Annotated in this window: 20 protein-coding genes; 14 read left to right on the plus strand and 6 right to left on the minus strand. The window is 68.0% G+C overall.

Features of this window, described 5'->3' with window-relative positions:
• The 3 genes from B1991_RS17120 to B1991_RS17130 all read right to left on the minus strand — a co-directional run.
• Positions 1–1,112, minus strand: a 1,112-nt coding sequence (locus B1991_RS17120) for a thiamine pyrophosphate-binding protein (RefSeq protein ID WP_246031227.1), incomplete at its 3' end; no start/stop codon positions are given.
• 1 nt (position 1,113) lies between these two features.
• On the minus strand, positions 1,114–3,048 hold the full coding sequence (locus B1991_RS17125) for a bifunctional 5-dehydro-2-deoxygluconokinase/5-dehydro-2-deoxyphosphogluconate aldolase (RefSeq protein ID WP_136259896.1): 1,935 nt from the start codon (positions 3,046–3,048) through the stop codon (positions 1,114–1,116).
• A gap of 87 nt (positions 3,049–3,135) precedes the next feature.
• A complete protein-coding gene (locus B1991_RS17130; RefSeq protein WP_136259897.1) occupies positions 3,136–4,026 on the minus strand; it encodes a MurR/RpiR family transcriptional regulator in 891 nt (296 codons plus the stop codon).
• 131 nt (positions 4,027–4,157) lie between these two features.
• On the opposite strand from B1991_RS17130, the gene iolG (B1991_RS17135) reads away from it, so the two are divergent.
• Together iolG (B1991_RS17135) and iolG (B1991_RS17140) are read left to right on the plus strand one after the other, a co-directional pair.
• Complete coding sequence (iolG, locus tag B1991_RS17135) at positions 4,158–5,141, plus strand: inositol 2-dehydrogenase (RefSeq protein ID WP_210772162.1); 984 nt, start codon at positions 4,158–4,160, stop codon at positions 5,139–5,141.
• A gap of 12 nt (positions 5,142–5,153) precedes the next feature.
• Complete coding sequence (iolG, locus tag B1991_RS17140; protein WP_136259898.1) at positions 5,154–6,131, plus strand: inositol 2-dehydrogenase; 978 nt, start codon at positions 5,154–5,156, stop codon at positions 6,129–6,131.
• Positions 6,132–6,335: 204 nt separating this feature from the next.
• Here iolG (B1991_RS17140) and B1991_RS17145 read toward each other — a convergent pair whose 3' ends face one another.
• Entirely contained in the window at positions 6,336–7,625 is a 1,290-nt protein-coding gene (locus tag B1991_RS17145) for a histidine-type phosphatase (RefSeq protein ID WP_136259899.1), read from the minus strand.
• A 149-nt stretch (positions 7,626–7,774) separates the two neighbouring features.
• Entirely contained in the window at positions 7,775–10,225 is a 2,451-nt protein-coding gene (locus tag B1991_RS17150) for a TonB-dependent receptor plug domain-containing protein (RefSeq protein ID WP_168709696.1), read from the minus strand.
• A 224-nt stretch (positions 10,226–10,449) separates the two neighbouring features.
• Here B1991_RS17150 and B1991_RS17155 point away from each other — a divergent pair, with 224 nt between their 5' ends.
• The 3 genes from B1991_RS17155 (at position 10,450) to B1991_RS17165 (ending at position 13,781) form a co-directional block, all read left to right on the plus strand.
• A complete protein-coding gene (locus B1991_RS17155) occupies positions 10,450–12,525 on the plus strand; it encodes a phytase (protein WP_136259901.1) in 2,076 nt (691 codons plus the stop codon).
• Positions 12,526–12,720: 195 nt separating this feature from the next.
• Entirely contained in the window at positions 12,721–13,008 is a 288-nt protein-coding gene (gene lplB / locus B1991_RS17160) for a lipoate-protein ligase small subunit (protein WP_136259902.1), read from the plus strand.
• Entirely contained in the window at positions 13,005–13,781 is a 777-nt protein-coding gene (locus B1991_RS17165) for a lipoate--protein ligase family protein (RefSeq protein WP_136259903.1), read from the plus strand. Before lplB ends, B1991_RS17165 begins: the two co-directional genes overlap by 4 nt.
• 42 nt (positions 13,782–13,823) lie before the next feature.
• On the opposite strand, the gene B1991_RS17170 is transcribed toward B1991_RS17165, so the two are convergent.
• The gene (locus B1991_RS17170; protein WP_136259904.1) at positions 13,824–14,312 is read right to left on the minus strand and encodes an NUDIX hydrolase; all 489 of its coding nucleotides are present in this window, start codon (positions 14,310–14,312) and stop codon (positions 13,824–13,826) included.
• A gap of 182 nt (positions 14,313–14,494) precedes the next feature.
• On the opposite strand from B1991_RS17170, the gene B1991_RS17175 reads away from it, so the two are divergent.
• From B1991_RS17175 to B1991_RS17210, 9 genes are all read left to right on the plus strand, one after another.
• The gene (locus tag B1991_RS17175) at positions 14,495–15,253 is read left to right on the plus strand and encodes a phosphodiester glycosidase family protein (protein ID WP_136259905.1); all 759 of its coding nucleotides are present in this window, start codon (positions 14,495–14,497) and stop codon (positions 15,251–15,253) included.
• Between the two features lie 28 nt (positions 15,254–15,281).
• Complete coding sequence (locus B1991_RS17180; RefSeq protein ID WP_136259906.1) at positions 15,282–17,693, plus strand: penicillin acylase family protein; 2,412 nt, start codon at positions 15,282–15,284, stop codon at positions 17,691–17,693.
• Between the two features lie 161 nt (positions 17,694–17,854).
• Entirely contained in the window at positions 17,855–20,113 is a 2,259-nt protein-coding gene (locus B1991_RS17185; protein ID WP_136259907.1) for a toll/interleukin-1 receptor domain-containing protein, read from the plus strand.
• 57 nt (positions 20,114–20,170) lie between these two features.
• On the plus strand, positions 20,171–20,560 hold the full coding sequence (locus B1991_RS17190; protein ID WP_136259908.1) for a hypothetical protein: 390 nt from the start codon (positions 20,171–20,173) through the stop codon (positions 20,558–20,560).
• Between the two features lie 104 nt (positions 20,561–20,664).
• The gene (locus B1991_RS18810; RefSeq protein ID WP_168709697.1) at positions 20,665–20,820 is read left to right on the plus strand and encodes a hypothetical protein; all 156 of its coding nucleotides are present in this window, start codon (positions 20,665–20,667) and stop codon (positions 20,818–20,820) included.
• Between the two features lie 224 nt (positions 20,821–21,044).
• Complete coding sequence (locus B1991_RS17195; protein WP_136259909.1) at positions 21,045–21,245, plus strand: hypothetical protein; 201 nt, start codon at positions 21,045–21,047, stop codon at positions 21,243–21,245.
• A gap of 107 nt (positions 21,246–21,352) precedes the next feature.
• On the plus strand, positions 21,353–23,086 hold the full coding sequence (locus B1991_RS17200) for a hypothetical protein (protein ID WP_136259910.1): 1,734 nt from the start codon (positions 21,353–21,355) through the stop codon (positions 23,084–23,086).
• Between the two features lie 183 nt (positions 23,087–23,269).
• On the plus strand, positions 23,270–24,178 hold the full coding sequence (locus B1991_RS17205) for a cyclase family protein (protein WP_136259911.1): 909 nt from the start codon (positions 23,270–23,272) through the stop codon (positions 24,176–24,178).
• Between the two features lie 194 nt (positions 24,179–24,372).
• Entirely contained in the window at positions 24,373–25,449 is a 1,077-nt protein-coding gene (locus B1991_RS17210) for an NAD(P)/FAD-dependent oxidoreductase (RefSeq protein WP_136259912.1), read from the plus strand.
• Positions 25,450–25,496: the final 47 nt, after the last annotated feature.

A 25,496-nucleotide genomic window follows, 5' to 3' on the forward strand; every position in this document is an offset into this window, starting at 1 on the left:
CAAGCCTTCATTTCATCGGCGGCGATCGCCGGCGCGCGCCAGCCGGCCAGTGCGGCGCTCAACGCCTGCAGCACTGTGCGCGCATCGCCGACCACGGCCAGCGCATCGTGCTTGTGCGCGTCGAACGGCTGCACGTTGATCTGGAACTTCTGTGCCTGCTCGAACAGGCTGCGCGAGCCGGTGGTGAAATCCGCCAGCCGCGTGCCGATGCCGACGACGAGATCCGCGCGGGCGGCGGCGGCGTTGGCCGCGCTGGAACCGGTGACGCCGATCGAACCCAGCGCGTGGGGATGATTCCAGGCCAGCGCACCCTTGCCGGCCTGCGTCTCGGCCACGGCGAGGCCGGTGGCTTCGGACAGCGCCTTCAGCGCGTCTTCCGCCTCGCTGTAGAGCACGCCGCCGCCGGCGACCAGCAGCGGGTGTTTCGCCGCCTTCAGCGCGGCGACCAGCGCATCGAATTCGCCGCTGTCGGCGTTCTGCCGGCGCTCGCGCCACAACCGGCGCGCGAAGAACGACTCGGGATAATCGAACGCCTCGGCCTGCACGTCCTGGCAAAAGCCGAGCGTGGCCGGGCCGCAGGTGGCCGGGTCGAGCATGGTGGCCAGCGCCTTGGGCAGCGCGTCCATTATCTGTTCGGGCCGCACGATGCGATCGAAGTAGCGCGACACCGGGCGGAAACAATCGTTGGCCGACACCGTGCCGTCGGCGAAGTCCTCGACCTGCTGCAGCACCGGGTCGGGCTGGCGGCCGGCGAACACGTCGCCGGGCAGCAGCAGCACCGGCAGGCGGTTGACGTGGGCCAGTGCCGCGGCGGTGACCATGTTGGTGGCGCCCGGGCCGATCGAGGTGGTGCAGACCATCGCGCGGCGGCGGCGCATCTGCTTGGCATAGGCGATCGCCGCATGCGCCATGCCCTGCTCGTTGTGCGCGCGCCAGGTGGGAAAGTGCTCGTGCGCGGCGTGCAGCGCCTCGCCCAGCCCGGCCACGTTGCCGTGCCCGAAGATCGCCCAGGCGCCGGCGAAGTACGGCAGCTCCTCGCTGTCGACCAGCACGTATTGCGCCATCAGCCAGCGGACGGTGGCCTGCGCGGCGGTGAGTCGGACGGTCGCCATCTCACACCGCCTCGCGTGGAAGTTGCGCCGCTGCCCGTGCCTCGCGCCAGGCGTCCACCAGCACGGCGAAACGCCCGCACAGGTCGGCGATCGCCGCCTCGTCGTCGATGCTGCCGGCCAGCCAGCGGGCCGCGGCGTCGGCGAAGATCGTGCGGCCCACCGCGAAACCCTTGACGATGGGACTGGCCGCGGCGATGCGGAACGAGGCCACCAGCTCGTCGCTGGGCGCCTGCAGGCCCAGCATCAGCACGCCGCGGCAGTGCGGATCGTGGCTGCGGATGGCGCTTTCGATGTTCGCCCAGGTGGCGAGATCTGCCGCCGGTTCGAGCTTCCACCAGTCCGGTTTCATGCCCCGATCATAGAGGCGCCGGATCGCGCGCGCAGTGGTGTGCGCGTCGACCGTGCCATGGCGCGAGGCGATGATCTCCACCAACAGTTCGTGGCGGGTCTTGCGGCAGGCATCCTGCAGCCGGAGCAATTGCCGCTCCTGGCGTTCGCACAGTTCCGGCGGATCGTCCGGGTGATAGAACGCGAGGCACTTGACCACGTGATTGCGCGGCCAGGTGGCCAGCTCGGTGGCCACGTCGGCGGAACTCTCGAACGCCAGCGGGCGCGACCCGGGCCATTCGATCGGGCGGCCGATCCAGTAGGGATGGTCCGCCGCGGCCTCCAGCCCGCGCATGCCGTAGCGGCCATCCAGCAGCACGCCGAAGCGAGCGTCGCCCTGCGCCAACCGGTCCACCGCCTTGAGCGCCAGTGCCTTGAACGCGGCGATGCGCGACGGATCGGCGCCGCTCTCGCGGCACAGGTCCTCGAACTGGCTGCGATGGTCCATCGCCAGCACGGTCAGGTCCTCGTGCACGTTCACGCGGGTGGTCGACCAGTGCAGGTCCTCCAGTGCCGTGTCGTCGCGCAGGCGGAACGGCCGCCCACGGTCGCCGAGGAACCACTGCAGTTCGTCCCAGGTCGGCATCGCCGGGGCGCAGCCGTGGCGCGAGACCACGATGGCGCCGCAGGCGTTGCCGTACTCGCAGCATGTTTCCAGCGGTTCGTCGCGCAGCCAGCCGCGCAGGAAGCCGGCCATGAACGCATCGCCGGCGCCGAGCACGTTGAACACCTCGACCTTGAAACCGCGGCCGACCACGCCATCGTCGAGGCTGTCGGGAATGGCGCTGGGGAAGGCCGAGCAACCCAGCGCGCCACGCTTGCACACCAGCAGGGCGTCGGTCTGCCCGCGGATCGCACGCAAGGCGGCGACGGTGTCGGTGCTGCCGCCGAGGATGTGGATCTCCTCCTCGGTGCCCACGATCAGGTCGCACAGCGGCAGCACCTGCTGCAGCCGCGCGGTGACGGCGGCGTCGGCGACGAAGCGGTTCTCGCCCATGTCGCGGCCGGTGAGGCCCCACAGCACCGGGCGGTAGTCGATGTCGAACACCACCCGCGCCCCCGCCGCGCGGGCGAGCTCGCAGGCATGCACCGAGGCTTCGAACACGTTCGGCTGCGACAGGTGCGTGCCGTTGATCAGCACCGCGCCGGCGGACTGCAGCAAGTCGATGTCGATGTCGCCCACGGACAGCGCCATGTCGGCGCAGTTCTCGCGGTAGAAGATCAGCGGAAAGGTGTCCGGATCGCGGATGCCGAGGAAGACCAGCGCGGTCAGCCGCGCGCGGTCGGTAACCAGGCCGTCGGTGGCGACGCCTTCGCGCACCAGCTGCTCGCGGATGAAACGACCGAAGTGATCGGCCCCCACCCGGCTCACCAGGCCGCTGCGCAGGCCCAGCCGGGCGGCGCCGATGGCGGTGTTGGTGGGACTGCCGCCGACGTACTTGGCGAACGACATCATGTCCTCGAGCCGCCCCCCGGTCTGTTCGCCATACAGATCGATGCAGGACCGCCCGATGGTGATCAGGTCAAGCTGACGCCGCGCCCCTTCCATATGCACTTCTCTCACGGGTACCAGGCGCCCACCGCGCCGAGTGCACGTAATATATATTCCATTTTTCTTGAAAAAGCAACATACGTTTCATTTTTTGACGGGCTTGCGGGCGGGCAGCTTCGAGCTGTTGCGCTTCGGCGCGCTGCTGGCAAACGCATAGCCGATCACCAGCGCCTGGGCCAGGCACATCGAGGCCGACAGCGAGCGGAACTTGCGGATCTCCGCCTCGCGCACCTGCAGCACCACGGTCGCCGGCTTGGCCACCGGGCTGACCAGGCTGTCGCTGATCGACAGCACCTTGCAGTGCTGCTCGGCGGCCGCCTCGATCAGCTGCACCGCCTCCTCCGCGTACGGGTGGTAGCTCACCGCGATCAGCAGGTCGCGTTTGGTGATCGCGTGGATCTGCTGCCGGGTCATGCCGCCGATGCTGTCGATGAACACGGTCTTCTTGTCCACCTGGTGCAGCGAATAGGCCAGGTACGCCGCCACCGGGAACGAGCGGCGGAAGCCGGCCACGTAGACGGTGTCGGCCTCGCCGATCAGCTTGACCGCGGCGGCCAGGTTCCGGCTGCCCACGGCGTCGCCCAGGTTCTGCAGGGCCAGCACGTTGCCTTCGACGAACTCGGCCAGCACCTGGGCCGGGTCGCCGACAGACTTGCCGTCCACGTTCTGGCTGAACTGGCGCACGCGCTCGCCGTAGCCCAGCGCGGCATTGCCCGAGAGCAGCCCGTCGCGGAACAGCCGCTGCATCTGCGAGGCGCCGTCGAAGCCGAACGACTTGGCGAACCGCACGATCGCCGACGGCTGCACGTTGCAGCGCTCGGCCAGCACGGCCAGCGTCTCCAGCGCCACCGCGTTCGGCTCGTCGAGCACGTAGCGGGCGATCTGCTGCAGTCGTTTGCTGAGGGATTCGTAGCGATCGAGGATGGCGGTACGCAGTTCGTCTGCGGTGGTGGGCGGCACGTCCATTTCGACCATGGTGGTTCCTTCGTACATGCGCCGCGCGGGCGCCGAATGAAATATTGCGCAACTTTCTGGAAATTCTATTACACTTTGAAACGGAATATCAGTTCCATTTCTTGAACGCGAACGGCGTGGGGAGTTTACTCTTGGACAGAATCGACGTTGCCCTGATCGGCGCCGGTCGCATGGGCCATGTGCACGGGCCGAATGCGGCCCGGCAGCCCGGTCTGCACCTCAAGTACGTGGTCGATCCCCGCGCCGAGGCCGCCGGGTTCGCCAGCGCGCACGGCGCCAGCATGGCCTCGCTGGAACAGGTTCTGGCCGACCCCGCGATCGGCGGCGTGTTGATCTGCAGCACCACCGACCAGCACCTGGGCCATGCGCTGGCCGCGGTCGGGGCGGGCAAGGCGGTGTTCTGCGAGAAGCCGATTGACCTCGACCTGCAGAAGGTGCTTGCCGCGCAACCGCGCTTCGACGACGCGCGTTTCCTGCTCGGCTTCAACCGCCGCTTCGATCCGCAGTTCGCGCGCCTCAAGCAGCAGCTGGACGCCGGCGTGGTGGGCAAGCTGGAAACCCTGCACCTGGTCAACCACGACCCGGCCGCGCCGCCGCCCGGCTTCATCCCCACCAGCGGCGGCCTGTTCAAGGACTTCACCATCCACGACCTGGACATGGCGCGCTGGCTGATGGGCGAGGAGCCGGTCGAGGTGTACGCCACCGCCAGCTGCCTGGTGGACCCGGAGATCGGCCGCCAGGGCGACGTCGACACCGCGCGCTGCGTGCTGAAGACCGCCAGCGGGCGGCTGTGCGTGATCTCCAACACCCGCCGCAGCGGCTACGGCTACGACCAACGCATCGAGGCGTTCGGCGCCACCGGCATGATCCGCGCCGGCAACGTGGAGCGCGATACCGTGCACACGCTGACCGACGCCGGCAGCACCGGCGCGCCGATCATGCCGGCGTTCGCCGAACGCTATCGCGATGCTTATCGCGCGCAGATCGACCATTTCGCCGAGGTGGTGCACGGCCGCGCCGAGCCCTTCACCAGCTACGCCGACGGCGTCGCCGCGCTGACCCTGGCCGAGGCCTGCGCATGGTCCGCGCAGCACGGCGAAGTCTTCAAACTCTGACGAGATACGAGCATGCACAAAGTCGCACTCATCGGCGCCGGTCGCATCGGCCACATCCACGCCCGCAACGCCGCGCTGCACCCACGCCTCGAACTGGCCGGCGTAGTCGACGCGATCGAGGCCTCGGCGCAGGCGCTGGCCGGCGAATGGAACACCGCGGTGGCCACGCTGGAGGCGGTGTTGGCCGATCCGTCGATCCGCGGCGTGATCATCGCCAGCTCCACCGACACCCACCTTGACTACAGCCTGCGCGCCGCGGCGGCCGGCAAGACGATCTTCTGCGAAAAGCCGGTCGACCAGAACTACGCGCGCGCCCGCGGCGCGGCAAAGGCGCTGGCCGGGGCGAACATGCTGCTCGCCTTCAACCGCCGCTTCGACCCCAATTTCCAGGCGCTGAAGGCGCGCCTGGACAGCGGCGCCATCGGCAGCATCGAGAGCCTGCAGATCACCTCGAATGATCCTTCGCCGCCGCCGCCATCCTACGTCGCGATCTCCGGCGGCCTGTTCAAGGACATGGCCATCCACGATTTCGACATGGCGCGCTGGCTGCTGGGCGAGGAGCCGGTGGAGGTGTATGCAGCCGGCAGTTGCCTGGTCGATCCGGTGATCGGCGAACTCGGCGACGTCGACACCGCGCGCACGGTGCTGAAAACCGCCTCGGGCAAGCTCTGCGTGATCTCCAACAGCCGCCGCAGCGGCTTCGGCTACGACCAGCGCATCGAGGCGTTCGCATCCAAAGGCATGGTGCGCGCCGACAACGTGCTGGAAAACACCACCCAGGTGTGGAGCGAAGCCGGCGTGGCCAGCGACCGGCTGCAGAATTTCTTCCTCGACCGCTACGCCGAAGCCTATCGCCGCGAGATGGACCACTTCGCCGACATGCTCGATGGCACGCCGGCGATGGTGGGTTACGTCGACGGCGTCGCCGCGCTGGCGTTGGCCGAAGCCGCCACCGAGTCGATGAAGAGCGGAGCGCCGGTGCGGCTCTGAGCGAAGTGCGGCGGGCAGTGCCCGCCCTACGCGATGTCGCAGGGTGGGCACCGCCCGCCTTGCCGCTCCCTCACCCGTAAAGATGCAGGAGCGCACCCTGTGCGCGATGCTTTCCGGTCGTGACGGAGGGCATCGCGCACAGGGTGCGCTCCTACGATATTCGTGCCGGACGTGGGGCGGCACTGCCCGCCGTTGTCGTGGAGATCAACCGGCGGGCTTGCGCAGCGGCTCGACCAGCTTCGCGCTCACGATCTGCTCGAAGTCCGCGATCGGGCAACGCTCCGCGCAACCGGGAATGGGCAGGTACAGGTACGACGGTGCGTTGGCGGCGTCGAGTTGCTGCAGTTCGCGCACCTGGTCCATCGTCTGCGCGCGGTAGAACGCCCGCACGAATTGCTGGCCGTCCGCGTCGGACAGCACCTCGAAGCCGATCGCGCCGCCCGGCGGCGGATCGTCGCGCGGGTAGTCGGGCACCTGCCAGTGCAGGTCGAGCATGCCGCCGAGGTCGGCGATGTTGGTGTCGTGGCCGACCAGCACCGTCAGCTTCGGGCCATGTTCCACCGCGCCCAGCATGCGTGCGGCCAGCGGCGACGCGGCGCGCGCGGCCACGTAGGGCGCGCGCCCTTCGTAATGGAACTTCAGCGCGTGGAATTTCAGCAACTCGCCGATCTGCTCGCGGGTGAGGTGGCCCCAGGCCACGTCCTTCATCGGCATGCCCTGCAGGTATTCGAGCAGGAAGGTCTGGCTGGCGGTGGAGGCGATGCCGAACGGGTCGCCGACCTTCGGGCGCTCCTCGTCGCTGTTGTCGATGCCCGCCGGCATGCGCGACATGTCGCAGGCCGCGCCCGGCGCGCAGCCCATCGCCTGGTTGAGCAGGGCGAACAGCGGCGCCTGCGCCTTGACCTCGGCGGCCATGCCGCCAGCAGGTACCAGCGCCTGCACCGCGGCCAGTGCCTTGCCGCGATCGAGCATCATCGCGCCGGTCTGCAACGGGTGGAACTCGATGTCGTCGGCCTTGGCCGGGTACGCCACGCGGATGCCGCAGCCCGGCGCCATGCCCTCGAGCAGCGCGCGCGCAGTGTCCTGGGTGCGCGTCTTGGCGCTGGCGGCCACCTGCACCGCCTCCGCCGACGGGCAGCCCTCGGCCGGCAGCAGCCCGCGGGCGACCCAGTTGCCGCGATCCCATTGGCCGAGCAGGCGGATCGCGTCGTAGCCGTGTCCGGTCAGCTCGCCGTAGCCCGCGTTCCAGCTCGGCCACGGTTGCGGGTGGGTTCCTGCCGGCGTGACTTGCGGCTTGGTCGGCGGCCGCACGCCGTGGCGCATCAGCATCACCACGCGCTCCAGCTTCAGCGCGCTGGATGCGGCAGCCGGTGCGGCGGTGGCAGCAATGGCCGGCTCGCCCGGCGGCGACTGCGCACAGCCGCCCAGCCCGGCCAGGGCCAGGGCGATGCCTGCCAACGCGGGCCAGAGGATGGTCGGACGTTTCAGCGACATGGTCTGCTCCGTATGTACGTCGGATGTTGCCGGAGATAAAAAAGCGGCGATCCGGGGGAGTGGATCGCCGCCAGGAACCGTGGGGACGGAACTGCCTGGCGTGGCGGCAGCCGCACCCGGCAGCAGCCGGGACGCCCGCCGCCCGCCGATCAGAACACCGCGCGCAGCGTGAGCGACCAGCGCGGCGACGAGCACTCGCGCTCAAGCTCCATGAAGTCCACGTTGTACGCGCGGTTGTTGGCCATCATCGTGGCCGCATCGTCGCCGGCGAAATCCTGCTCCAGCTGCTGGCTGCACGAATCAAGCAGGTTGTTGCCGGTCAGGCGCAGCACGAAGGCCTTGCCCAGGCGCTTCTCCAGGAAGACCTCCAGGTTGCCGCCGTACTTGGTCGTCTGCATTTCGCCGGGCGAGTTGTGCTGGTACGCCGGGCCCTGCTTCTGGTAGCTGGCACCGAAGCTGGCCTTCCACGCGGGGATGTCTTGCGTCACGCCGGCGTTGTAGACGTACGACGGCTGGTCGTCGACGGTGGTGTCGCGGCCGGTGATCGGGTTCAGGCGCGTGGAGAACAGCCGCGTGTAGTTGCCGAAGATGCCGGTGTTGTCCATGCCCATGAAGCTCAGCGGCATCGACATGTCGAACTCGACACCGCGCACCTTGGCGCTGCCCAGGTTCTGGAACGAGTACAGGCCGCCGGGGAAATCATCGGGGTCCTGGCCCGCATCGCTTACTGGCCGCGTGGTCCTGACCAGTCCGATCAGATCGGAGATGTTGCGCTGGAACAGGTTCATGCCGATCACGCCGTTCCTGCCGATGGTGCGCTCGTAGCCCAGGTCGAAGCCCAGTGCGCGTTCCATCTTCAGATCCGGGTTGCCGATGGTCACGTCGTGGTCGCCGGGCGACTCCAGGGTCACCGACGGCACCAGCTGATCGACGCTGGGACGGCGCACGGTCTTCGCCACGCTGAAGCGCAACTGGTCGGTGTCGGTCAACTTCCACTGCAGATGCGCCGACGGGTTGAGCATGAACTCGTGGCTGCTGGCGTGGCCGGTGCTCTGCGCCACCGGCGCGCCGTTCTCGGTGTCGACGGTGATGTAGTCCTGCGTGGTGCGGGTCTTCTCGCCGCGCACGCCAGTGGTCACCGTGAGCCGCGAGTTGATCTCCCAATCGACCTTGGCGAAGGTGTCGAAGCGATCCTCCTTGTAGTCGAAGCGGCCATCGGTGCCCTTCTGCTTGGACTTGCTCAACCCCGAGATTTGCGTGCTGGTGAAGGTGCGGTCCTTGTTCTTCAACTGCACGCCCACCTTCAGCGTGGCGGCGTCCATGCCCATGGAACGGGCCAGGTCCGGCATGCGCCGGGTGATCGAGGTATCGCCTTGCCAGTTCTTGTCGTCGGCCGCGGTGCCCTTGATTTTGTCCTTCTTGTCCGGCGTGTCCTTGAAGTAGTGCTTGACCTCGCTGCCCTTGGTGGTGTTGCGGGCCAGGTAGGCCTCGAAATCGGTGTTCTCGTTGAACGAGGTGTCGAACAGGGCTGACAAGCCGTAGCTGTCCTCGTCGATCGGCGTGGTCTCGTACTTGAATTCCGGATTGGCCAGATCCAGTCCGCCGACGCTGCCGTCGCCCTCGTAGGTACGGGTGTCCTCGTGTTCGGTGCGGCGGGTTTTCAGCGCGAAAGCATCAAGGCGCAGGGTGGAGTTGTCGGACATGCGGAAGGTCACGTCGCCATTGAATGAAAGATCCTTCGATTCGCGCGTGTCCCCCTGCTCCTCGCGCGAAGCCGCGCGCGATTTTGAGATGTCGTCCCAGCTCTGCAGGCTGTGCCCGTTGCCGTGGGCCGCCACTTCATCGGCGAAGCCGGCCGTGCTGCCGTCCACCACTTCCTGGATCGCATGCTTTTCGTTGAAGCGCTTCTGCGCGTCGAAGGTCAACGAGTAGAACACCGTGTCCGCCTCGTTGCGGCCGGACCATGACACCGCGGCGTTGGGGCGCAGCCGGCCGGTCTTCTTGTCCCAGGTTTCGCCGATGCGCACGATCACGCCCGGCGGCAGGGTCGCGCCGTCCTTCAGGATGATGTTGATGGTGCCGCCCACGCCCTGGCTGTCGAAATCAGCCGATGGCGAACGGACGATCTCGATGCGGTCGATGATTTCGGCCGGGATGCGGTCCACCGCCACCGAGCGGTCGTTGCCGATGCCGGGCACGCTGCGGCCGTTGACCAGGATCTGCGTGTAACCGTTGCCCAGGCCACGCATTTCCGGCGCCACCGACTCCCCGATGTCGCCGACGAAGGCAATGCCCGGCACGCGGCGCAGCTGGTCGCCGACCGAGACCGGCTCGAACTTGGCGAAGAACTGCTGATCGTAGACCAGCACCGGCGCGGGCACGTCGATGTGGTTGCGGTAACCGATGTTGCCGGTCACCACCACCGACTGCAGATCCACCGCCTTTTCCTTCTGGGCGCCCGTCGCCGCGGCGGCCTGGCCATCGTTGCCCGACGGCTCGCCTTGAGCCTGGGCGTCACCCGCCGGACGGGCGGCGTCGTTGGCCAGGCCGAGGCTGGGCGTGGCGATCATGCAACCGGCCAGCAGTAGTGCCGCGTGCAACGCATTTCGACGAAAAGTGTGCATGGATCATCTACCCCCGAGGTATGTGCCACCCCCGACTACGCCCCCGCGGCGAAGTGATGGCAGCCCGAGAATACGAACAAACATTCCAAAATGCAACACGTTTAGAATGTTTCGTGCAAAACGTATTCCGCTGTCGTATGGTGACCCCACGCGCAACAAAGCCCTGGCCGCATACGCCGCCCCGAACGAGGAGACGAGGAATGAAAGCACGGCTTGGTTACACACTCGCGACATCGCTGGCGCTGCTCGCCGGGCTGGCCGGATGCAGCCCGGCCGCGCAGGAAGCCGGCACCGCACCGGCGGCCGAGGTCGTGCGCGCGCACGCGCAGACCGAGGCGACGCAAAGCGGCAAGACCGATTTCGCGGTAGTGGTGGAAGGCATCGCTCCCACCGCGCCGACCCGGCTGCTGGCCACCGCCGCGCTCGGCGGGCTGGAGGTCTACGACCTGCAGGGCAAGCGCCAGGCCACGGTGACGGCCGGTGAAGTCGCCGGCGTCGACGTGAGTTACGGCTTCGCATTGGGCGACCAGCCGACCACGGTGGTCGCCGCGCTGGACGCTACCCACAACAGCCTGCGCCTGTTCACCATGGACGGCGACAAACCCGTCGAAGCCGGCGCCCGCGCCATCCCGCTCGGCTTCGCGGTGGAAGGCGTGTGCCTGTTCCATTACGACCTGGACGACGCGCTCTACGCCGTGGTGGTCGGCGACGGCGGCGAGATCGACCAGCAGATGATCTACGCCAACGCCGACGGCAAGCTCGACGCGCGGCAGGTGCGCCGGGTCAACCTGCCCTCCAAGCTCAAGCAGTGCACCGCCGACCGCCACGGCAACCTCTACGTGGCCGAGCAGGCGGTGGGCGTGTGGCATCTCGACGGCGATCCGGAAGCCGACCTGTCGGCACGCCTGGTCGACGCGCCGCGGCTGGGCCACCTCGGCAAGAAGGTCGAGGGCGTGGCCGTGTACGACGGCGGCAAGGGCAGCCAGTGGCTGCTCGCCGCGGACAGCGCCGAGGGACGCATCAACGTCTACGACCGCGCCGACCACGACACGTATCTCGGCAGTTTCCAGGTCGGCACCGCCGCCAGCGGCACGGCCGTCGCCGAACCCGGCCCGCTGTTCGCCACCAGCGCCGCGCAGGAGGGCTACGCGCACGGCCTGCTGCTGGTCAGCGACGAGGATGGCGGCGCCAACCACCAGGTCGTGTCGATGGCCGACGTGGCCAAGGCCCTGAACCTGCCGGCGGGCACGCCGCAGGACCCGCGCGCCGTCGCCAAGCCGCCGCTGCCCACGGTCACCGCGCTGGTGGAAACTGTGCCGGTGGCCAGCTACGGCGATGCCGCGGACGATCCGGCGATCTGGGCACATCCGACCGACCCTGCGAAGAGCCTGATCGTAGCCACCGACAAGAAGGCCGGCATGGCCGTGTACGACATGCAGGGCAAGCTGCTGCAGTTCCGCGCCGACGGCAAGATGAACAACACCGACCTGCGCGACGGCTTCGCGCTGGGCGGCAAGCAGGTCACCCTGGTCACCGCCAGCGACCGCACGCACAAGTCCGTGGCGATCTACCGGCTCGATCCCGACAAGCGCGAACTGGTCGACGTCGCCGACGGCATCCAGGCCACCGGCATGGCCGATCCGTACGGCCTGTGTATGTATCGCAGCGCGAAGACGGCCAAGACCTACGTCTTCATCAACACCGGCGACGGCCTGATGCGCCAGTGGGAGCTGCTCGACGCCGGCGACAGCCGCGTGCGCATCCGGCAGGTGCGCGAATTCCATCTCGCCAGCCAGGCCGAGGGCTGCGTGGCCGACGACGACGCCGGCGCGCTTTACGTGGGCGAGGAAGACGTGGCGCTGTGGCGGATGAGCGCCGAGCCCGACGGCGGCGATGCGATGACCGCGGTCGATCGCGTCGCCGACAACAAGGCGCTCAAGGACGACCTCGAAGGCGTGGGCATCTATGACCTGGGCGGCGGCCGCGGCTACATCGTGGTGTCCAGCCAGGGCAACAACACCTACGCGGTGTACCGCCGCGACGGCGATCACGCCTACCTGGGCTCGTTCGCCGCGGTCGCCGACGGGGCGCGCGGCATCGACGGCATCTCGGAAACCGACGGGCTGGACGTCACCAGCCGCAACCTCGGCCCCGGCTTCGAGCATGGCGCGATGATCGCCCAGGACGGCCGCAACGTGCTGCCCACGCAGAACCAGAACTACAAATACGTGCCGTGGGAATCGATCGCCAAGGCACTCAAGCTGGAGATGCGCTGAGCTCCGCGTTCGGCGCGACGCACACCTGAAACCCCGGCTTGGCTATTGCCTTCGCCTGGCCGGATCGGCCGGGCGAGGCCTCGCCACCGGGGCTCGCCGGGCCGGGCACGGTCCGACCGGATTTCCCCTGCCCGCCGGAACGCGGCAAAATTGTCCCGCTGCGCGCCATGCAGGCGGGCTGCACGAGGACGATTGATGCACGGCGAATACAAGATGCCCGGCGGCAAGCTGGTGGTGGTCGACCTGGAGGTCCGCGACGGCCGGCTTGCCGGCGTGCAGGTGAGCGGGGACTTCTTCCTGGAACCGGACAGCGCGCTGGACGCGATCAACCGGGCGCTGGAAGGCCAGCCGCAGGATGCCGACGAGGCTGCCCTCGCCGCCGCCGTCCAGCGTGGACTGGGCAGCGACGTGATGATGTACGGTCTTTCCGCGCAGGCGATCGCGATTGCCGTGCGCCGTGCCGTGGATGGAGATGCCGCATGATGCGCACTGAATGGCGTGACCACGGCTGGCAGTTGATCCACACCACGCCGCAATCGCCCAGCCTGCACATGGCGCTGGACGACGTGCTGGTGCATGAGGTGGGCGCCGAGCATCGACCACCGACCTTGCGCATCTGGGAATGGGCTTCCCCCGCGGTGGTGATCGGCCGCTTCCAGTCGCTGCGCAACGAGGTGGACATGGAGGCCGCGCAGCGCCACGGCATCGAGGTGGTGCGACGGATCTCCGGCGGCGGCGCGATGTTCATCGAGCCGGGCAACACCATCACCTATTCGATCTGCGCGCCGCTGTCGCTGATCAAGGGCCTGTCGTTCCAGCAGGCATACGCGTACATGGACGAATGGGTGATCGAGGCACTGGCCACGCTGGGCATCAAGGCGTGGTACCAGCCGCTCAACGACATCACTTCCGAAGGCGGCAAGATCGCCGGCGCCGCGCAGGCGCATCGCGGCGGCGCGGTGTTGCACCACGTCACCATGGCCTACGACATCGACGCGGTGAAAATGCTCGACGTGCTGCGCATCGGCCGCGAGAAACTTTCCGACAAGGGCACCACCAGCGCGGCCAAGCGCGTCGATCCGCTGCGCAGCCAGACCGGCCTGCCGCGCGAGGCGGTGATCGAGCGGATGATCGACACTTTCCGCCAGCGCCACGGCCTCACCGACGACGTGCTGCGCCCCGACGAACTGGCCCGTGGCGAAGCGCTGGCGGGCGAGCGGTTTTCCAGCGAGGCGTGGCTGGCGGACGTGCCGTAGGTTCCGGTTTCGCGGGCAAGGACGGGCAGTGCCCGCCCTGCGTCAGAACCGGCTGAACGACCACGACTGCATGCGGCCGTCGCGATACGGCATCACGCCGTGGAACGGCCGCGGGTCGTCATCGAACACCAGCGGCAGGAAGTGGCGGTCGCCTTCCCACATCGGCAGCTCCAGCAGCCGCTCGCGCGCCACCCATTCCAGCGCGCCCTCGTGATTGGACTGCAGCGGCGTGCCGCGCCAGGCGTCGATCAGGAAGATGAAGCCCAGCCAATCCTCGCCGTGCTTGCCGAAACCCGGCCAGTTCAGCGTGCCGCGCAGGCGCATCGACTCGCACTCGATGGCGGCCTCCTCGCGGATCTCGCGCTGCATGCAGGTGGCGATGTCCTCGCCCGGTTCCATCTTGCCGCCGAGCCCGTTGTACTTGCCCAGGTGCAGGTCGTCCGGGCGCGTGTTGCGATGGATCATCAGCACCTGCTGGCGATCCGGCGTCAACACGTAACCCAGGGTGGCGACGATCGGCGTGTAAGGCATCGCGGGCTCACGGCAAAAACCCGAGTTTAACGGCGAACGGCCGCGCCCCGAACCACACGCGGAGCAAAACCGCCGGCGCGCACGGGGTTGCGTGATCGCCGCCGCGCCACGACCATCAGGGGATGATCTTTCGCATCCCACGCCATCGAATCGTCCGAAGCCGCCACTGCTGGCTGCCCGGCATGGCGCTGCTCGCCCTGCTGTTCACCCTGCCCGGCTGCGCGCCAAGGGCGCAGGCGCTGGACAGCGACGAGGTGGCCTTCGCCGGGCAGCAGTATCGCGTCGTGCACATCAACCTCAGGCGCGAGCAACTGGGCCTGCACTGGCGCAATCCGCAGGACGGCCAGCCGTTCGGCAGCATCGAAAGCCTACAGCAGTGGGGCAAGACGCGCGGCCAGAAGCTGCTGTTCGCGGCCAATGCCGGCATCTACGACCACAAGTTCGCGCCGCTGGGACTGTACGTGGAGAACGGCAAGACGCTGGTGCCGCTGAACCTGGCCCACGGCAATCCGGCATCGGGCAATTTCTCGCTGCTGCCGAACGGCGTGTTCGCGATCTACCCGGACGGCCACGCCGCGGTGCGCACCAGCGAGGCGTTCAAGGCCGACGGCAAGGCGGTGCAGGCAGCGACCCAGTCCGGGCCGATGCTGCTGATCGACGGCAAGCTCAACGAGCAGTTCCTCGACGACTCGGCCAGCCTCAAGTGGCGCAGCGGCGTGTGCGCGCCGTCGCCGCATGAAGTGGTGTTCGCGGTGAGCGAGGCGCCGGTGAACTTCCACACGTTCGGACGGCTGTTCCGCGACAAGCTGCATTGCCGCGACGCGCTCTACCTGGACGGCAGCATTTCGCAGCTGTACGTCGACGGCGAAGGCTACGCCGGCGCGCCGGCCTTCATGGTCAAGCCGTATGCCGGTATCTTTGCGGTCTTTGCCCGGCAGTGAGCCGCGCGCCGAACCAGGGCCACTCCCGATGACGACACGCCGCTGGCGCCCGCTGCGCGCCATCCTGCTGACTTTGCTGGCGCTGGTGCTGATCGCGCTGGTCGCCGCATGGTGGCTGCTCGCCGGCAGTCGCGCCCGGCTGGACGGCACGCGCACGGTGGCGACCCTGCAGGCGCCGGTCACGATCACCCGCGATGCGCGCGGCACGGCCACCTTCGAAGGCAGCGACCGCGCCGACATCACCTGGGCGATGGGCTACGTGCACGCGCAGGAACGTTTCTTCCAGATGGACCTGATGCGTCGGGCCAGCGCGGGCGAGCTGGCCGCGCTGGTCGGGCCGGCCGCGTTGCCGGTGGATCTCAACCACCGTCGCCATCGTCTGCGCGCAGTGACCGACGCGGCGTGGGCGCAGCTGCCGCCCGCACAGCAGGAGGTGCTGCGCCGTTACGCCGCCGGCGTCAACGCGGGACTGGCGGACCTGCGCGTGCGGCCGTGGGAATACCTGCTGCTGGGCAGCCAGCCCGAGGCCTGGCGGCCGCAGGACAGTCTGCTGGTGATCGCGGCGATGTACCTGGACCTCAACAGCGACGGCCGCAATGAACGCGAGTTGCGCATCGCGCAGATGCGCGACGTGTTGCCGGCATCGCTGGCGGATTTCCTGCTCGCCCCCGACCCGAACTGGGAGGCGCCGCTGCGCGGGCGGTTGTCGCGCTCGCCGGTAGTTCCCGACGCGCAGGTGTTCGACCTGCGCCAGACGTCGGCCGGCACAAGCAGCGCGGGCCTGGCCGCGGCGCTGGCGCCGGCGCTGGATGCGCCGCGTCCCGGCAGCAACAACTTCGCCGTGGCCGGCCAGCTAACCGGCAACGGAGCGGCGATGCTGGCCAACGACATGCACCTGGGCCTGCGCGTGCCCAACATCTGGTTCCGCACGCGCCTGCGCTATCCCGATGCCGGCGCGCCTGACGGCAAGCGCGACGTCAACGGCGTCAGCCTGCCCGGCACGCCGGCAATCATCGCCGGCTCCAACGGCCAGGTCGCCTGGGGTTTCACCAACAGCTACGGCGACTGGGCCGACTGGGTGCGCGTGCAGCGCGATCCGGCCGACCCGACGCGCTACAAGGTACCCGGCGGCTGGGCCACCCTGGAAACCCATGACGAGCACATCAAGGTCAAGGGCCGGCCCGACACCATCCTGAAGGTGGAGGCCACCCGCTGGGGCCCGCTCATGGCCGCCGACACCGATGGCACGCCGCTGGCACTGGCGTGGATCGCGCAGCAGCCGCGCGGCTACAACCTTGGCCTGCTGCGGATGGAACAGGCGGCAAACGTGGCCGATGCGCTGGAACTGGCACCCACCGTGGGCATGCCGCCGCAGAACCTGCTGGTGGCCGACAGCGGCGGCGACATCGGCTGGACCATCGCCGGCAACAGCATCCCGTTGCGCATCGGCTTCGATCCGCAACTGCCGGCGGACTGGTCCGCGCCAGGCAGCGGCTGGCAGGGCTGGGCGGCGCCTGCGCAGTACCCGCGCATCGAGAACCCTGCCGACGGCAGGCTGTGGACCGCCAACAACCGCACCGTCGACGGTACCGCGCTGAGCCTGCTCGGCAACGGTGGCCACGACCTCGGCGCGCGTGCGCAACAAATCCGCGACGACCTGCATGCGCGCGCCAGCTTTACCCCCGGCGACCTGCTCGACATCCAGCTCGACAACCACGCGGTGTTCCTCGCCCGCTGGCAGGCCTTGCTGCAACGCACGCTGGCCGACAGCCAGGACCCGGCGCTGCAACAGATGAGCCAGCTCACCCGCCACTGGCATGGCCGCGCCGCCGTCGACAGCGTCGACTACCGGCTGGTGCGCGCGTTCCGCACGCAGGTCAGCCAGGCCGTGCTGGCGCCCTTCGCCGCACGGGTGAAGCAACGCCACGCAGATTTCAGCTGGCCCAGCCAGAACAGCGCCGAGGCGGCCGTGTGGATGCTGATCCACGCACGTCCCGACTGGCTGCTCGACCCGAAGTATCCCGATTGGCACGCCCTGCTCACCGATGCCGCGCGTCAGGTGGCGCAACGGCTCGACCACCAACCCGGTGGCCTCGCCGCGCGCAGTTGGGGCGAGATCAACCACAGCGACATCAAGCACCCGTTGGCTCCCGCCCTGCCCGCATGGCTGGCGCGCTTCATCGACATGCCGAACCAGCCGCGCCCCGGCGACAACAACATGCCGCGTGTGGCCGCCCCAGGCTTCGGCGCCTCTGAGCGGCTCGACGCCGCTCCCGGCCATGAAGCCCGCGGCATCCTGGAAATGCCCGGCGGCCAGAGCGACAACCCGCTGTCACCGTTCTTCGGCGCCGGCCACGAAGACTGGGTCGACGGCCACCCGACCCCGCTGCTGCCGGGGTCGACGCAGCACACGCTGACCCTGCAGCCGGCCGCGTCGTAATCGGCTCGCCCCCCCACGTCGTCAGCGACGGGGCCTCCGCTCGCGCGGTTTGGTGCTATCGTCGGCGCGCAGAAAATGGCCGATGAGTGGGCACCGGCGGGTCGAGGTCAGAGAACTTCCCGGCAAGGGATTGCATGACAGGCACGGGAGTGCCGCATGTCATGACGCAGGATCCAGTTGCACCCGCGTTCCGGTATCACGCCTTCATCAGCTACAGCCACCAGGACAAGACCTGGGCCGACTGGCTCCACAAGGCGCTGGAAACCTATGCGGTGCCGAAACGCCTGGTCGGGCAGATCACCACGACCGGCCCCATCCCCAGACGCCTCACTCCGATCTTCCGCGACCGCGACGAACTGGCGAGCGCGCACGACCTCGGCCGCAAGATCATCGAGGCGCTGGAGCAATCCGCCAACCTGATCGTGATCTGCTCGCCACATTCGGCGGCGTCGCACTGGGTGAGCGAGGAAGTGCTGGCGTACAAGCGCCTCGGTCGTGACGAGCGGATCCTTTGCCTAATCGTGGACGGCGAACCGAACGCCAGCGACCTGCCCGGCCGCGAGGCGGAGGAATGTTTCGCCCCCGCGCTGCGCTTCGAGCTCGACGCCACCGGCCGGCTCGCCACGCAACGCGCCGAGCCCATCGCTGCCGACGCCCGCCCGGACAAGGACGGCAAGGCGAACGCCAAGCTGAAACTGATCGCCGGGATGCTTGGCGTGGGTTTCGACACGCTCAAGCAGCGCGAACTGCGGCGACGTGCGCGACGGATGACGATGGTGGCGGCATTGGCGGTGACCGTGATGACCGTGACCACCACGCTGGCGGTCCTCGCCATCGTTTCGCGCCACGCCGCGGTGGAAGCCAGCCAGGCAGCCCAGCGCCGGCAGAAGCAGGCCGAGGCGCTGGTCGGCTTCATGCTCGGCGATCTGAACGACAAGCTGGCGCAAGCAGCCCGGCTGGACATCATGCAGAGCGTCGACGACAAAGCGATGGCCTACTTCCAGTCGCTGCCGGCCACGGATGTCACCGACGAGACCCTGGAGCAGCGCGCCAAGGCACTGGAGAAGATCGGCAGCGTGCGCCTGGATCAAGGCAACCTGTCCGGCGCGATGGAGTCGTATCGGGCAGCCCTGCAGCTGTCCGGGCGCCTCGCCGAGGAAGCACCCGGCGACGCGGCGCGGCAGGTCGCCCATGCCCGGTCGTGGTCCTTCGTCGGCATGACCGACTGGTATCAGGGCAAGCTGGACGCCGCCTGGCGGGATTTCGAATCCGCGCAGAACGTGCTGCAGCAGGCACAGGCGCGTGCCGGCAATGACCTGTCGCTGAAGTTCGAACTGCTGAACGTCAACAGCAATATCGGTCACGTGCTGGAAGCACGCGGGCAGCCGGCCGCCGCCGCCAGCGCCTACCGGAACGCGTTGGCACTGGGTCGCGGGTTGGTCGCGGCCAATCCCGTCAACACTGATTGGTCGGCTGCATTGGGGATTGCACACAACAATCTCGGCAAGCTGGCCTTGCAGCGTGGCGATCTGGCAGAGGCGATCGCCGAGTACCACGCCGACGACGCGATCGAAACCCGGCTTGCCGCCGCCGACCCCAAGAACAATGACCAGCGCGAAAACATGCTGCGGGTGCGCGCGATCCTGGGCCGCACGCTGGCCCTGACCGGCGACGTCGACGCGGGCATCCGCGACCTCCAGCAGGCGGTCGACATCGCCGCCCAGCTGATCGCGATCGCGCCGACGCAAACCGGCTTTCAGGCAAAATCGGCGCTCTATCTCGTGCAATTGAGCCGCCTGAAACGCCTGCACGGGGACCTGCCGGCGGCACGGACGCTGGCCGCACAAGCGCTGGCCATCCTGTCCAGGCTCACTCGACAGGATCCAGCAAACGTTACATGGCAGCAGATTGACGCCGCGGCACGCAGCGAGCAGGCCGCGCAATCATTTGCCGGCGGACAGTCCGCGGCGGCGCAGGCGCAGGTGCAGGTCGCCATGAACATCCTGCAACCGTTACTCGCCAAGGAACCGGATGACCGCGGCCTGGTGCTGGATACGCTGTCCGCGAAGCTGCTGCTCGCCGACACCGCCAGCGACGCAGCAGCGGCACGACGGCTGCGCGAGGAGGCATGGGAGGCGAGCCAATCGGTGAAGGACGGCAAGGACGATCCGCGCCTGCTCGCGCTGCAGGTCGAGGCGTTGCTTGGCCTGCAGAAAAATGCCGAAGCAAGGCTGCTGATCGAGCGCCTCTGGAATGCCGGTTACCGCGACCCGGCGCTGCTGGCGATCCTGCGGCGTGCCCGCGTGGATTACCCGGAAAACCCCGCCTTCGCGACGCGCATCGCGCAGATCATGCAGGTCGACGCCAGCACTCCGGCGCCCGTCACGGCAGCGGTGCGCACGCCGCACCCGAAGCCCTGAATCAAGGCGCTGCGGCCCGCCTTCCACGCCGCCCATCGATCCCTGCAGGAGTACGACATGCCCAACGTAACACTTGAGGTGACACTGAAAAACGGCAGCCTCGACGTCGACCAGTCGGGTAACGGAAACCAGATCGCCCACGGCCAGTCGGTGACGATCACCTGGCACCTGAGCGGCCCCGGCGTGAGCCCGGGATCATTCAATGCGATCAGCGATCCGACCCATCCCGGGTTCGCCTGGATCCAATCGCCTCCATCCGGCGTGTTCGGTCAGGCGCAACTCGCGAACAACGGCGACAAGATCACCATCACCGATGCCAACGACAGCACCAGCTCGAGCGGCGAGTGGATCTACCAGCTCTGCGCGACGATCAATGGCGCCCCGTACTCGACCATCAGCACGCTGCCTACGGCCACCACGACGAATCCGGTGATCAAGAACCTGTAGCGCCACCATGCAGGCGCTTTGGCGCAGGGACAGCGAGGAAGCAATGCCAAGGGTACCTCGATCCGAACGGCAACATCGCATACCAGTCAAGCCTGGAGACCATCATGCCAAAGACCAGCAAAGACAATCAGAACATCCCGGCCGAACCGCAGCCAGACGACCAGACCCAGGATAGCAACCGCGACTCCGACCAGAACGTGGAACAGTTGGGCACGCTCTCGCCGAACACAACGACCAACCCACAGATCAAGAACCTCTGACACTAACCCAGTGCCTCGCATGGAACATCGATCTTGCCCCCTCGCACCTGCGAGCGTATCGCGGTGATCGGCGTGACCAGCCACCGCAATATCTGCGCGCCCGATGCCGACCGATTAGCGAACTGAAGGAGACCAGCCATGAGCGGATAACGAAACACGCCGGCTCTTGTACCGAAATAATCGATGTTCAATGAGGCATTTCCGCATAACGTGAGGATGAAACCATGAAAAAGCGCATCGCATTGTCTGTAGCTTTTGGCATCGCCTTGGCGGCGACTTCGGCACTTGCCAGTGCCGGTACGCCGGCCGCGGGTTCCTCGGACTCGGTCATGGATGCCATCAGCAACTGGTTCGCCTGTGCGATTGGCAGTCAGAGTTGCGTATCTCCCGACACCACCACAGACCCGAGGATCAAAAACAACTAGCAAGGCGGCGCAGGCGGCAGGCCTGAGCAAGGCTTGCCGCCTTCATCCGCTCAAGGCGTTGGCGCCATCCGAAAATCGAAATTACCTGACGCGACCCCTTGCCCACCATGGAACATCGACCTCGCCTCCTCGCACCTGCCAGCGTACCGCTGGTGATCGGCGTCACCAGCCACCGCAACATTCCCGCCCGCGAAGTCGACCTGGTGCGGCGCCGCGTGCGGGAATTCCTGGCGCAACTGCAGCGCGATTTTCCCGCGCTGCCGCTGGTGGTGCTGTCCGCGCTGGCCGAGGGCGGCGACCAGTTGGTGGCGGAAGAGGCGTTGGCGCTCGGCGCGCGATTGATCGCGCCGCTGCCGTTGCCGCGCGAACTCTATGTCGAGGACTTCCACCACGCGGCCACCCGCGACCGTTTCGATGCACTCGCCGCGCGTGCCCGGGTGATCGAGCTGCCGCTGCTGCCGGACAGCACCCCCCGCGGCATCGGCAGCCCTGGCCCCCAGCGCGACCGGCAGTACGGACGGGCCGGCGTGTTCATTGCGCGGCACTGCCATCTGTTGCTGGCGATCTGGGACGGCAAAGCGTCGACCCGGCTCGGCGGTACCGCCCAGGTGGCGGAGTTCTTTCTCAGCGGCGTGATGCCGGGCCTGACCGAGCGCCGCCGCGGCGGCCGTCATCACCTGCTGGGCAGCGGCGACGAGCGGCTGGTCTGCCAGATCGTCTGCTCGCGCGATAACGACGACGGCGCGCCGCTCCCGCCACTGCAGCCAGGGCAGCTGCTGTGGCGCACGCAGACCGAAGTTTCATTGCCCGACGTTCCGATGCCTGCGATGTTCCACCAGACTTTCGCGCGCATGGCCGAGTTCGACGCAGATTGCCTGAAATACCGCAGCGAGATCCACGGCAGTGCCGGTGCCGATGGGTCGCCAAGCGACACCGCGACGCTGGCGCGGCCGGAGGCGGCCCTGTTCCGTGCGGCGGACTGGCTGGCGGTGCATTTCCGCCAGCGTGTGCTGCTGGCGATGCGGACCCTCTACACGCTGGCGGCAGTCATGGCCATCGCCTTCACGATCTACGACAACCTGCCCGACCAGGACGACTTCATCTACGTATTCCTGCTGCTGTTCGCCGGCGGCGTATGGGTGGCCACGCTCGCGCGGCGACGCGGCTGGCATCGCAAATACCTGGATTACCGGGCACTGGCGGAAGGCCTGCGCGTGCAAGGCTACTGGCGCCGCGCCGGGATCTCGCTCACCGGCGATCCCGAGTTTGCGCAAGACAGCTTCATGCAGAAGCAGGACATCGAGCTTGGCTGGACGCGCAACGTGATGCGCAGCGCCGCACTCAACCGCGTGCCGGGCAGCGGCAACCCGGAGAGCGAGTTGCGCGAGGTCATCAGCGAATGGGTCGGAGACGGCGCACATGGTGGCCAGGTGGACTATTTCCGCAGCAAGGCTGCGCAGCGCACGCGCCAGCATCGCTTTACAGAAATGCTGGGCTTCGCCAGCCTGCTTGCCGGCATCGGCATCAGCATCGTGCTGGCGGCGCTCGCACACCGTCTGGCCGCCGATACCAAGAACACGCTGGTGGTCATCATGGGCGTGCTGTCGATCCTCGCCGCCGTGCGCGAGGCCTATGCGTTCAAGAAGGCCGACAAGGAACTCATCAAGCAATACCGCTTCATGCAACGCATCTTCGACGAGGCGCGCAAGGCGCTGGCGCGAACCACCAACGCCACCGAGCAACGCGTCATCCTCCACGCACTGGGCGAGGCCGCCCTGGCCGAACACGCCGAGTGGGCCTTGATGCATCGGCAGCGACCGTTGGAACACGGAAGGATGTAAGCGGCCAGGCGCCGAAGAGGATCGCGTTGCCGGCGTGGAGAGATGATGCCCGAAAGAAATCCGGTGCTGATCAGGTCGAACGATGTCCTTCGAACTCGGCCGCAGATCCATGGTCAGGATGAACGGAGTTCGCGCAAGCGTTGTTGCCGCTTCAGACTTTTGCAGCACCCCGGAGCAAATCACATGAGTCGATCCACCGAAGAACACCGCGTCTGCTTCGACTTCGAGGTCGACTTTTCCAACGGCGGCGGCATCCAGGGACAGGGATTCCGGCTCGACATCGACGGCGACGATATCGACGACCAGGCGCTGGCAGACTACATCGTGCGCGACATGCAGTTGCTGATGGTCGGCGCCGTGCGCATCCGCAACAAGAAGATCATCCGCGAACGCCACAAGCGCCAGCCGCAAGCTGCACCCAGCAACGCCCTCCGGCCGGACCTCATCGACCTCAGCCATGTCGTGCACAGTGGCGAGGAGGTCTATCCCGGCCTGCCCGCTCCGCGCGTGTCGGATCATCTCAGCCACCAGGCCAGCGTCGGCCGCTACGCCGAAGGCGTGACGTTCCAGATCGCGCGCATCGACATGGTGGCCAACTCCGGCACCGCAATCGATGCACCCTCCCACCGCTATCCCGGCGCCACCGACGTGGCCCATCTGGCGCTCGGCGACATCGCCGACGTGGACGCGGTAGTCGTGCATCTGCAGGGCATGCAAGGCCGCAGCATCGACCGTGCCGCGCTGGCGTCGCTCGACGTGCGCGGCCGCGCGGTGCTGCTCGACACCGGCTGGGCCGCCCACTGGGGCACTCCCGCCTATCTGCAGGCGCAACCCTTCCTCAGCCGCGATGGCGCGGAGTACCTGCGTGATCACGGCGCGGTGCTGGTCGGCATCGACGCACTCAACATCGACGACACCGGCGATCCGCAACGCCCCGCCCACTCGATCCTGCTGGCCGCCAGCATCCCGATCGTCGAGAACCTCGCCTCACTCGCCCCGCTGCCCGCCGGGAACCTGCGCTTCTCCGCCGTGCCCATGCGCATCGCCGGCATGGGCACGTTTCCGGTGCGGGCGTGGGCGCGGCTGGGTTGAGGTAACCGGCGGCATGCGGCAGCGCCCTGCGCCGCCCGAACCCGCCTGATCGCAGATGCACCTCGTCGCGCGGCGTGCGTCATTGCCGGCGCGACATTCGACCGCATGGATCACCCGGGCGAAGTTGACCACGATCAAGCGTGACGGCGTGGCGCACGCGCATGATCTGCCCTGTCCACCAGCGGGCGCGATCAATGATCAGCTGCGACACCGTCATCATCGGCGCAGGCCCGGTCGGCCTGTTCCAGGTTTTCGAGCTGGGTCTGCTCGGACTCGGCGCGCACGTGATCGATTCGGTACCGCAGGCCGGCGGCCAGTGCGTCGAGCTGTATCCGGACAAGCCGATCTACGACATCCCGGCCGTGCCGGCATGCAGCGGGCGCGAGTTGATCGAGCGGCTGCAGCAGCAGATCCGGCCGTTCGCGCCGCAGTTTCACCTTGGCCACACCGTCACCACGCTGGAGCGCATGCAGGATGGTCGCTTCCGCCTGCAGACCAGCGGCGGGCTCGTGTTCGACGCGGGCGCGGTGATCATCGCCGGCGGCCTGGGCGCGTTCGCACCACGCACGCTGAACCTGCCGGAAGCGGTGCCGCTGGTGGGCCGCACGCTGCACTACAAGGTGACCCGGCCGGCGCTGTTCGACGACCAGGACATCGTGATCGCCGGCGGCGGCGACGCGGCACTGGACTGGGCGCTGGAGCTGGTCGAGCGCGCGCGCAGCGTGGTGCTGGTGCACCGCTCGTCGACCTTCCGCGCGGCGCCGGCCAGCGTGGCACGCATGCAGGCCTTGTGCGACGAGGGGCGCATGCAGTTCTGCGAGGGCGACATCGTCGGCCTGGAAACGGCGGACGACGCGCTGGCGCAGGTCCGCGTGCGCACGCGCAGCGGCATGGTCCAGCGCATCGCGGCCTCGCACCTGCTGGTGTTCTGGGGCCTGCATCCGGCGCTGGGGCCGATCGCCGAGTGGGGGCTGGCACTGGAACGCCAGCAACTGGTGGTGGACCCGGCGACCTTCCAGACCTCCGTGCCCGGCATCTTCGCGGTGGGCGACATCAACACCTACCCGGGCAAGAAGAAGCTGATCCTGTCGGGCTTCCATGAAAGCGCGCTGTGCGCGTTCGCCGTGCATGCGCATCTGCATCCCGGCGACAAGGTGAACCTGCAGTACACGACCACCAGTCCCGCCTTGCAGCGGCGCTTGGGCGTGCGCGATGTCGAGCGCGACGCCATCGTCGCCGAGCTGCCGCCACGCGTGGCGGCCACGGCCTGACCTCGCCCGCACGCACGCGTTCAATCACTCATCCCGGGAGACATCCC

Origin of the sequence: Rhodanobacter lindaniclasticus (genome assembly GCF_004799035.1) — a bacterium.
GTDB classification, from domain to species: domain Bacteria; phylum Pseudomonadota; class Gammaproteobacteria; order Xanthomonadales; family Rhodanobacteraceae; genus Rhodanobacter; species Rhodanobacter lindaniclasticus.

What these genes read in the sequence shown, in the direction of transcription:
- lplB (WP_136259902.1), top strand. Translation starts at nt 12,721, where the DNA reads ATGCACGGCGAATACAAGATGCCCGGCGGCAAGCTGGTGGTGGTCGAC.
- B1991_RS17200 (WP_136259910.1), top strand. Translation starts at nt 21,353, where the DNA reads ATGGAACATCGACCTCGCCTCCTCGCACCTGCCAGCGTACCGCTGGTG.
- B1991_RS18810 (WP_168709697.1), top strand. Translation starts at nt 20,665, where the DNA reads ATGCCAAAGACCAGCAAAGACAATCAGAACATCCCGGCCGAACCGCAG.
- B1991_RS17185 (WP_136259907.1), top strand. Translation starts at nt 17,855, where the DNA reads ATGACGCAGGATCCAGTTGCACCCGCGTTCCGGTATCACGCCTTCATC.
- B1991_RS17125 (WP_136259896.1), bottom strand. Translation starts at nt 3,048, where the DNA reads ATGGAAGGGGCGCGGCGTCAGCTTGACCTGATCACCATCGGGCGGTCC.
- B1991_RS17180 (WP_136259906.1), top strand. Translation starts at nt 15,282, where the DNA reads ATGACGACACGCCGCTGGCGCCCGCTGCGCGCCATCCTGCTGACTTTG.
- B1991_RS17205 (WP_136259911.1), top strand. Translation starts at nt 23,270, where the DNA reads ATGAGTCGATCCACCGAAGAACACCGCGTCTGCTTCGACTTCGAGGTC.
- B1991_RS17195 (WP_136259909.1), top strand. Translation starts at nt 21,045, where the DNA reads ATGAAAAAGCGCATCGCATTGTCTGTAGCTTTTGGCATCGCCTTGGCG.
- B1991_RS17170 (WP_136259904.1), bottom strand. Translation starts at nt 14,312, where the DNA reads ATGCCTTACACGCCGATCGTCGCCACCCTGGGTTACGTGTTGACGCCG.
- B1991_RS17210 (WP_136259912.1), top strand. Translation starts at nt 24,373, where the DNA reads ATGATCAGCTGCGACACCGTCATCATCGGCGCAGGCCCGGTCGGCCTG.
- iolG (WP_136259898.1), top strand. Translation starts at nt 5,154, where the DNA reads ATGCACAAAGTCGCACTCATCGGCGCCGGTCGCATCGGCCACATCCAC.
- B1991_RS17155 (WP_136259901.1), top strand. Translation starts at nt 10,450, where the DNA reads ATGAAAGCACGGCTTGGTTACACACTCGCGACATCGCTGGCGCTGCTC.
- B1991_RS17130 (WP_136259897.1), bottom strand. Translation starts at nt 4,026, where the DNA reads ATGGTCGAAATGGACGTGCCGCCCACCACCGCAGACGAACTGCGTACC.
- B1991_RS17145 (WP_136259899.1), bottom strand. Translation starts at nt 7,625, where the DNA reads ATGTCGCTGAAACGTCCGACCATCCTCTGGCCCGCGTTGGCAGGCATC.
- B1991_RS17175 (WP_136259905.1), top strand. Translation starts at nt 14,495, where the DNA reads ATGGCGCTGCTCGCCCTGCTGTTCACCCTGCCCGGCTGCGCGCCAAGG.
- B1991_RS17190 (WP_136259908.1), top strand. Translation starts at nt 20,171, where the DNA reads ATGCCCAACGTAACACTTGAGGTGACACTGAAAAACGGCAGCCTCGAC.
- B1991_RS17165 (WP_136259903.1), top strand. Translation starts at nt 13,005, where the DNA reads ATGATGCGCACTGAATGGCGTGACCACGGCTGGCAGTTGATCCACACC.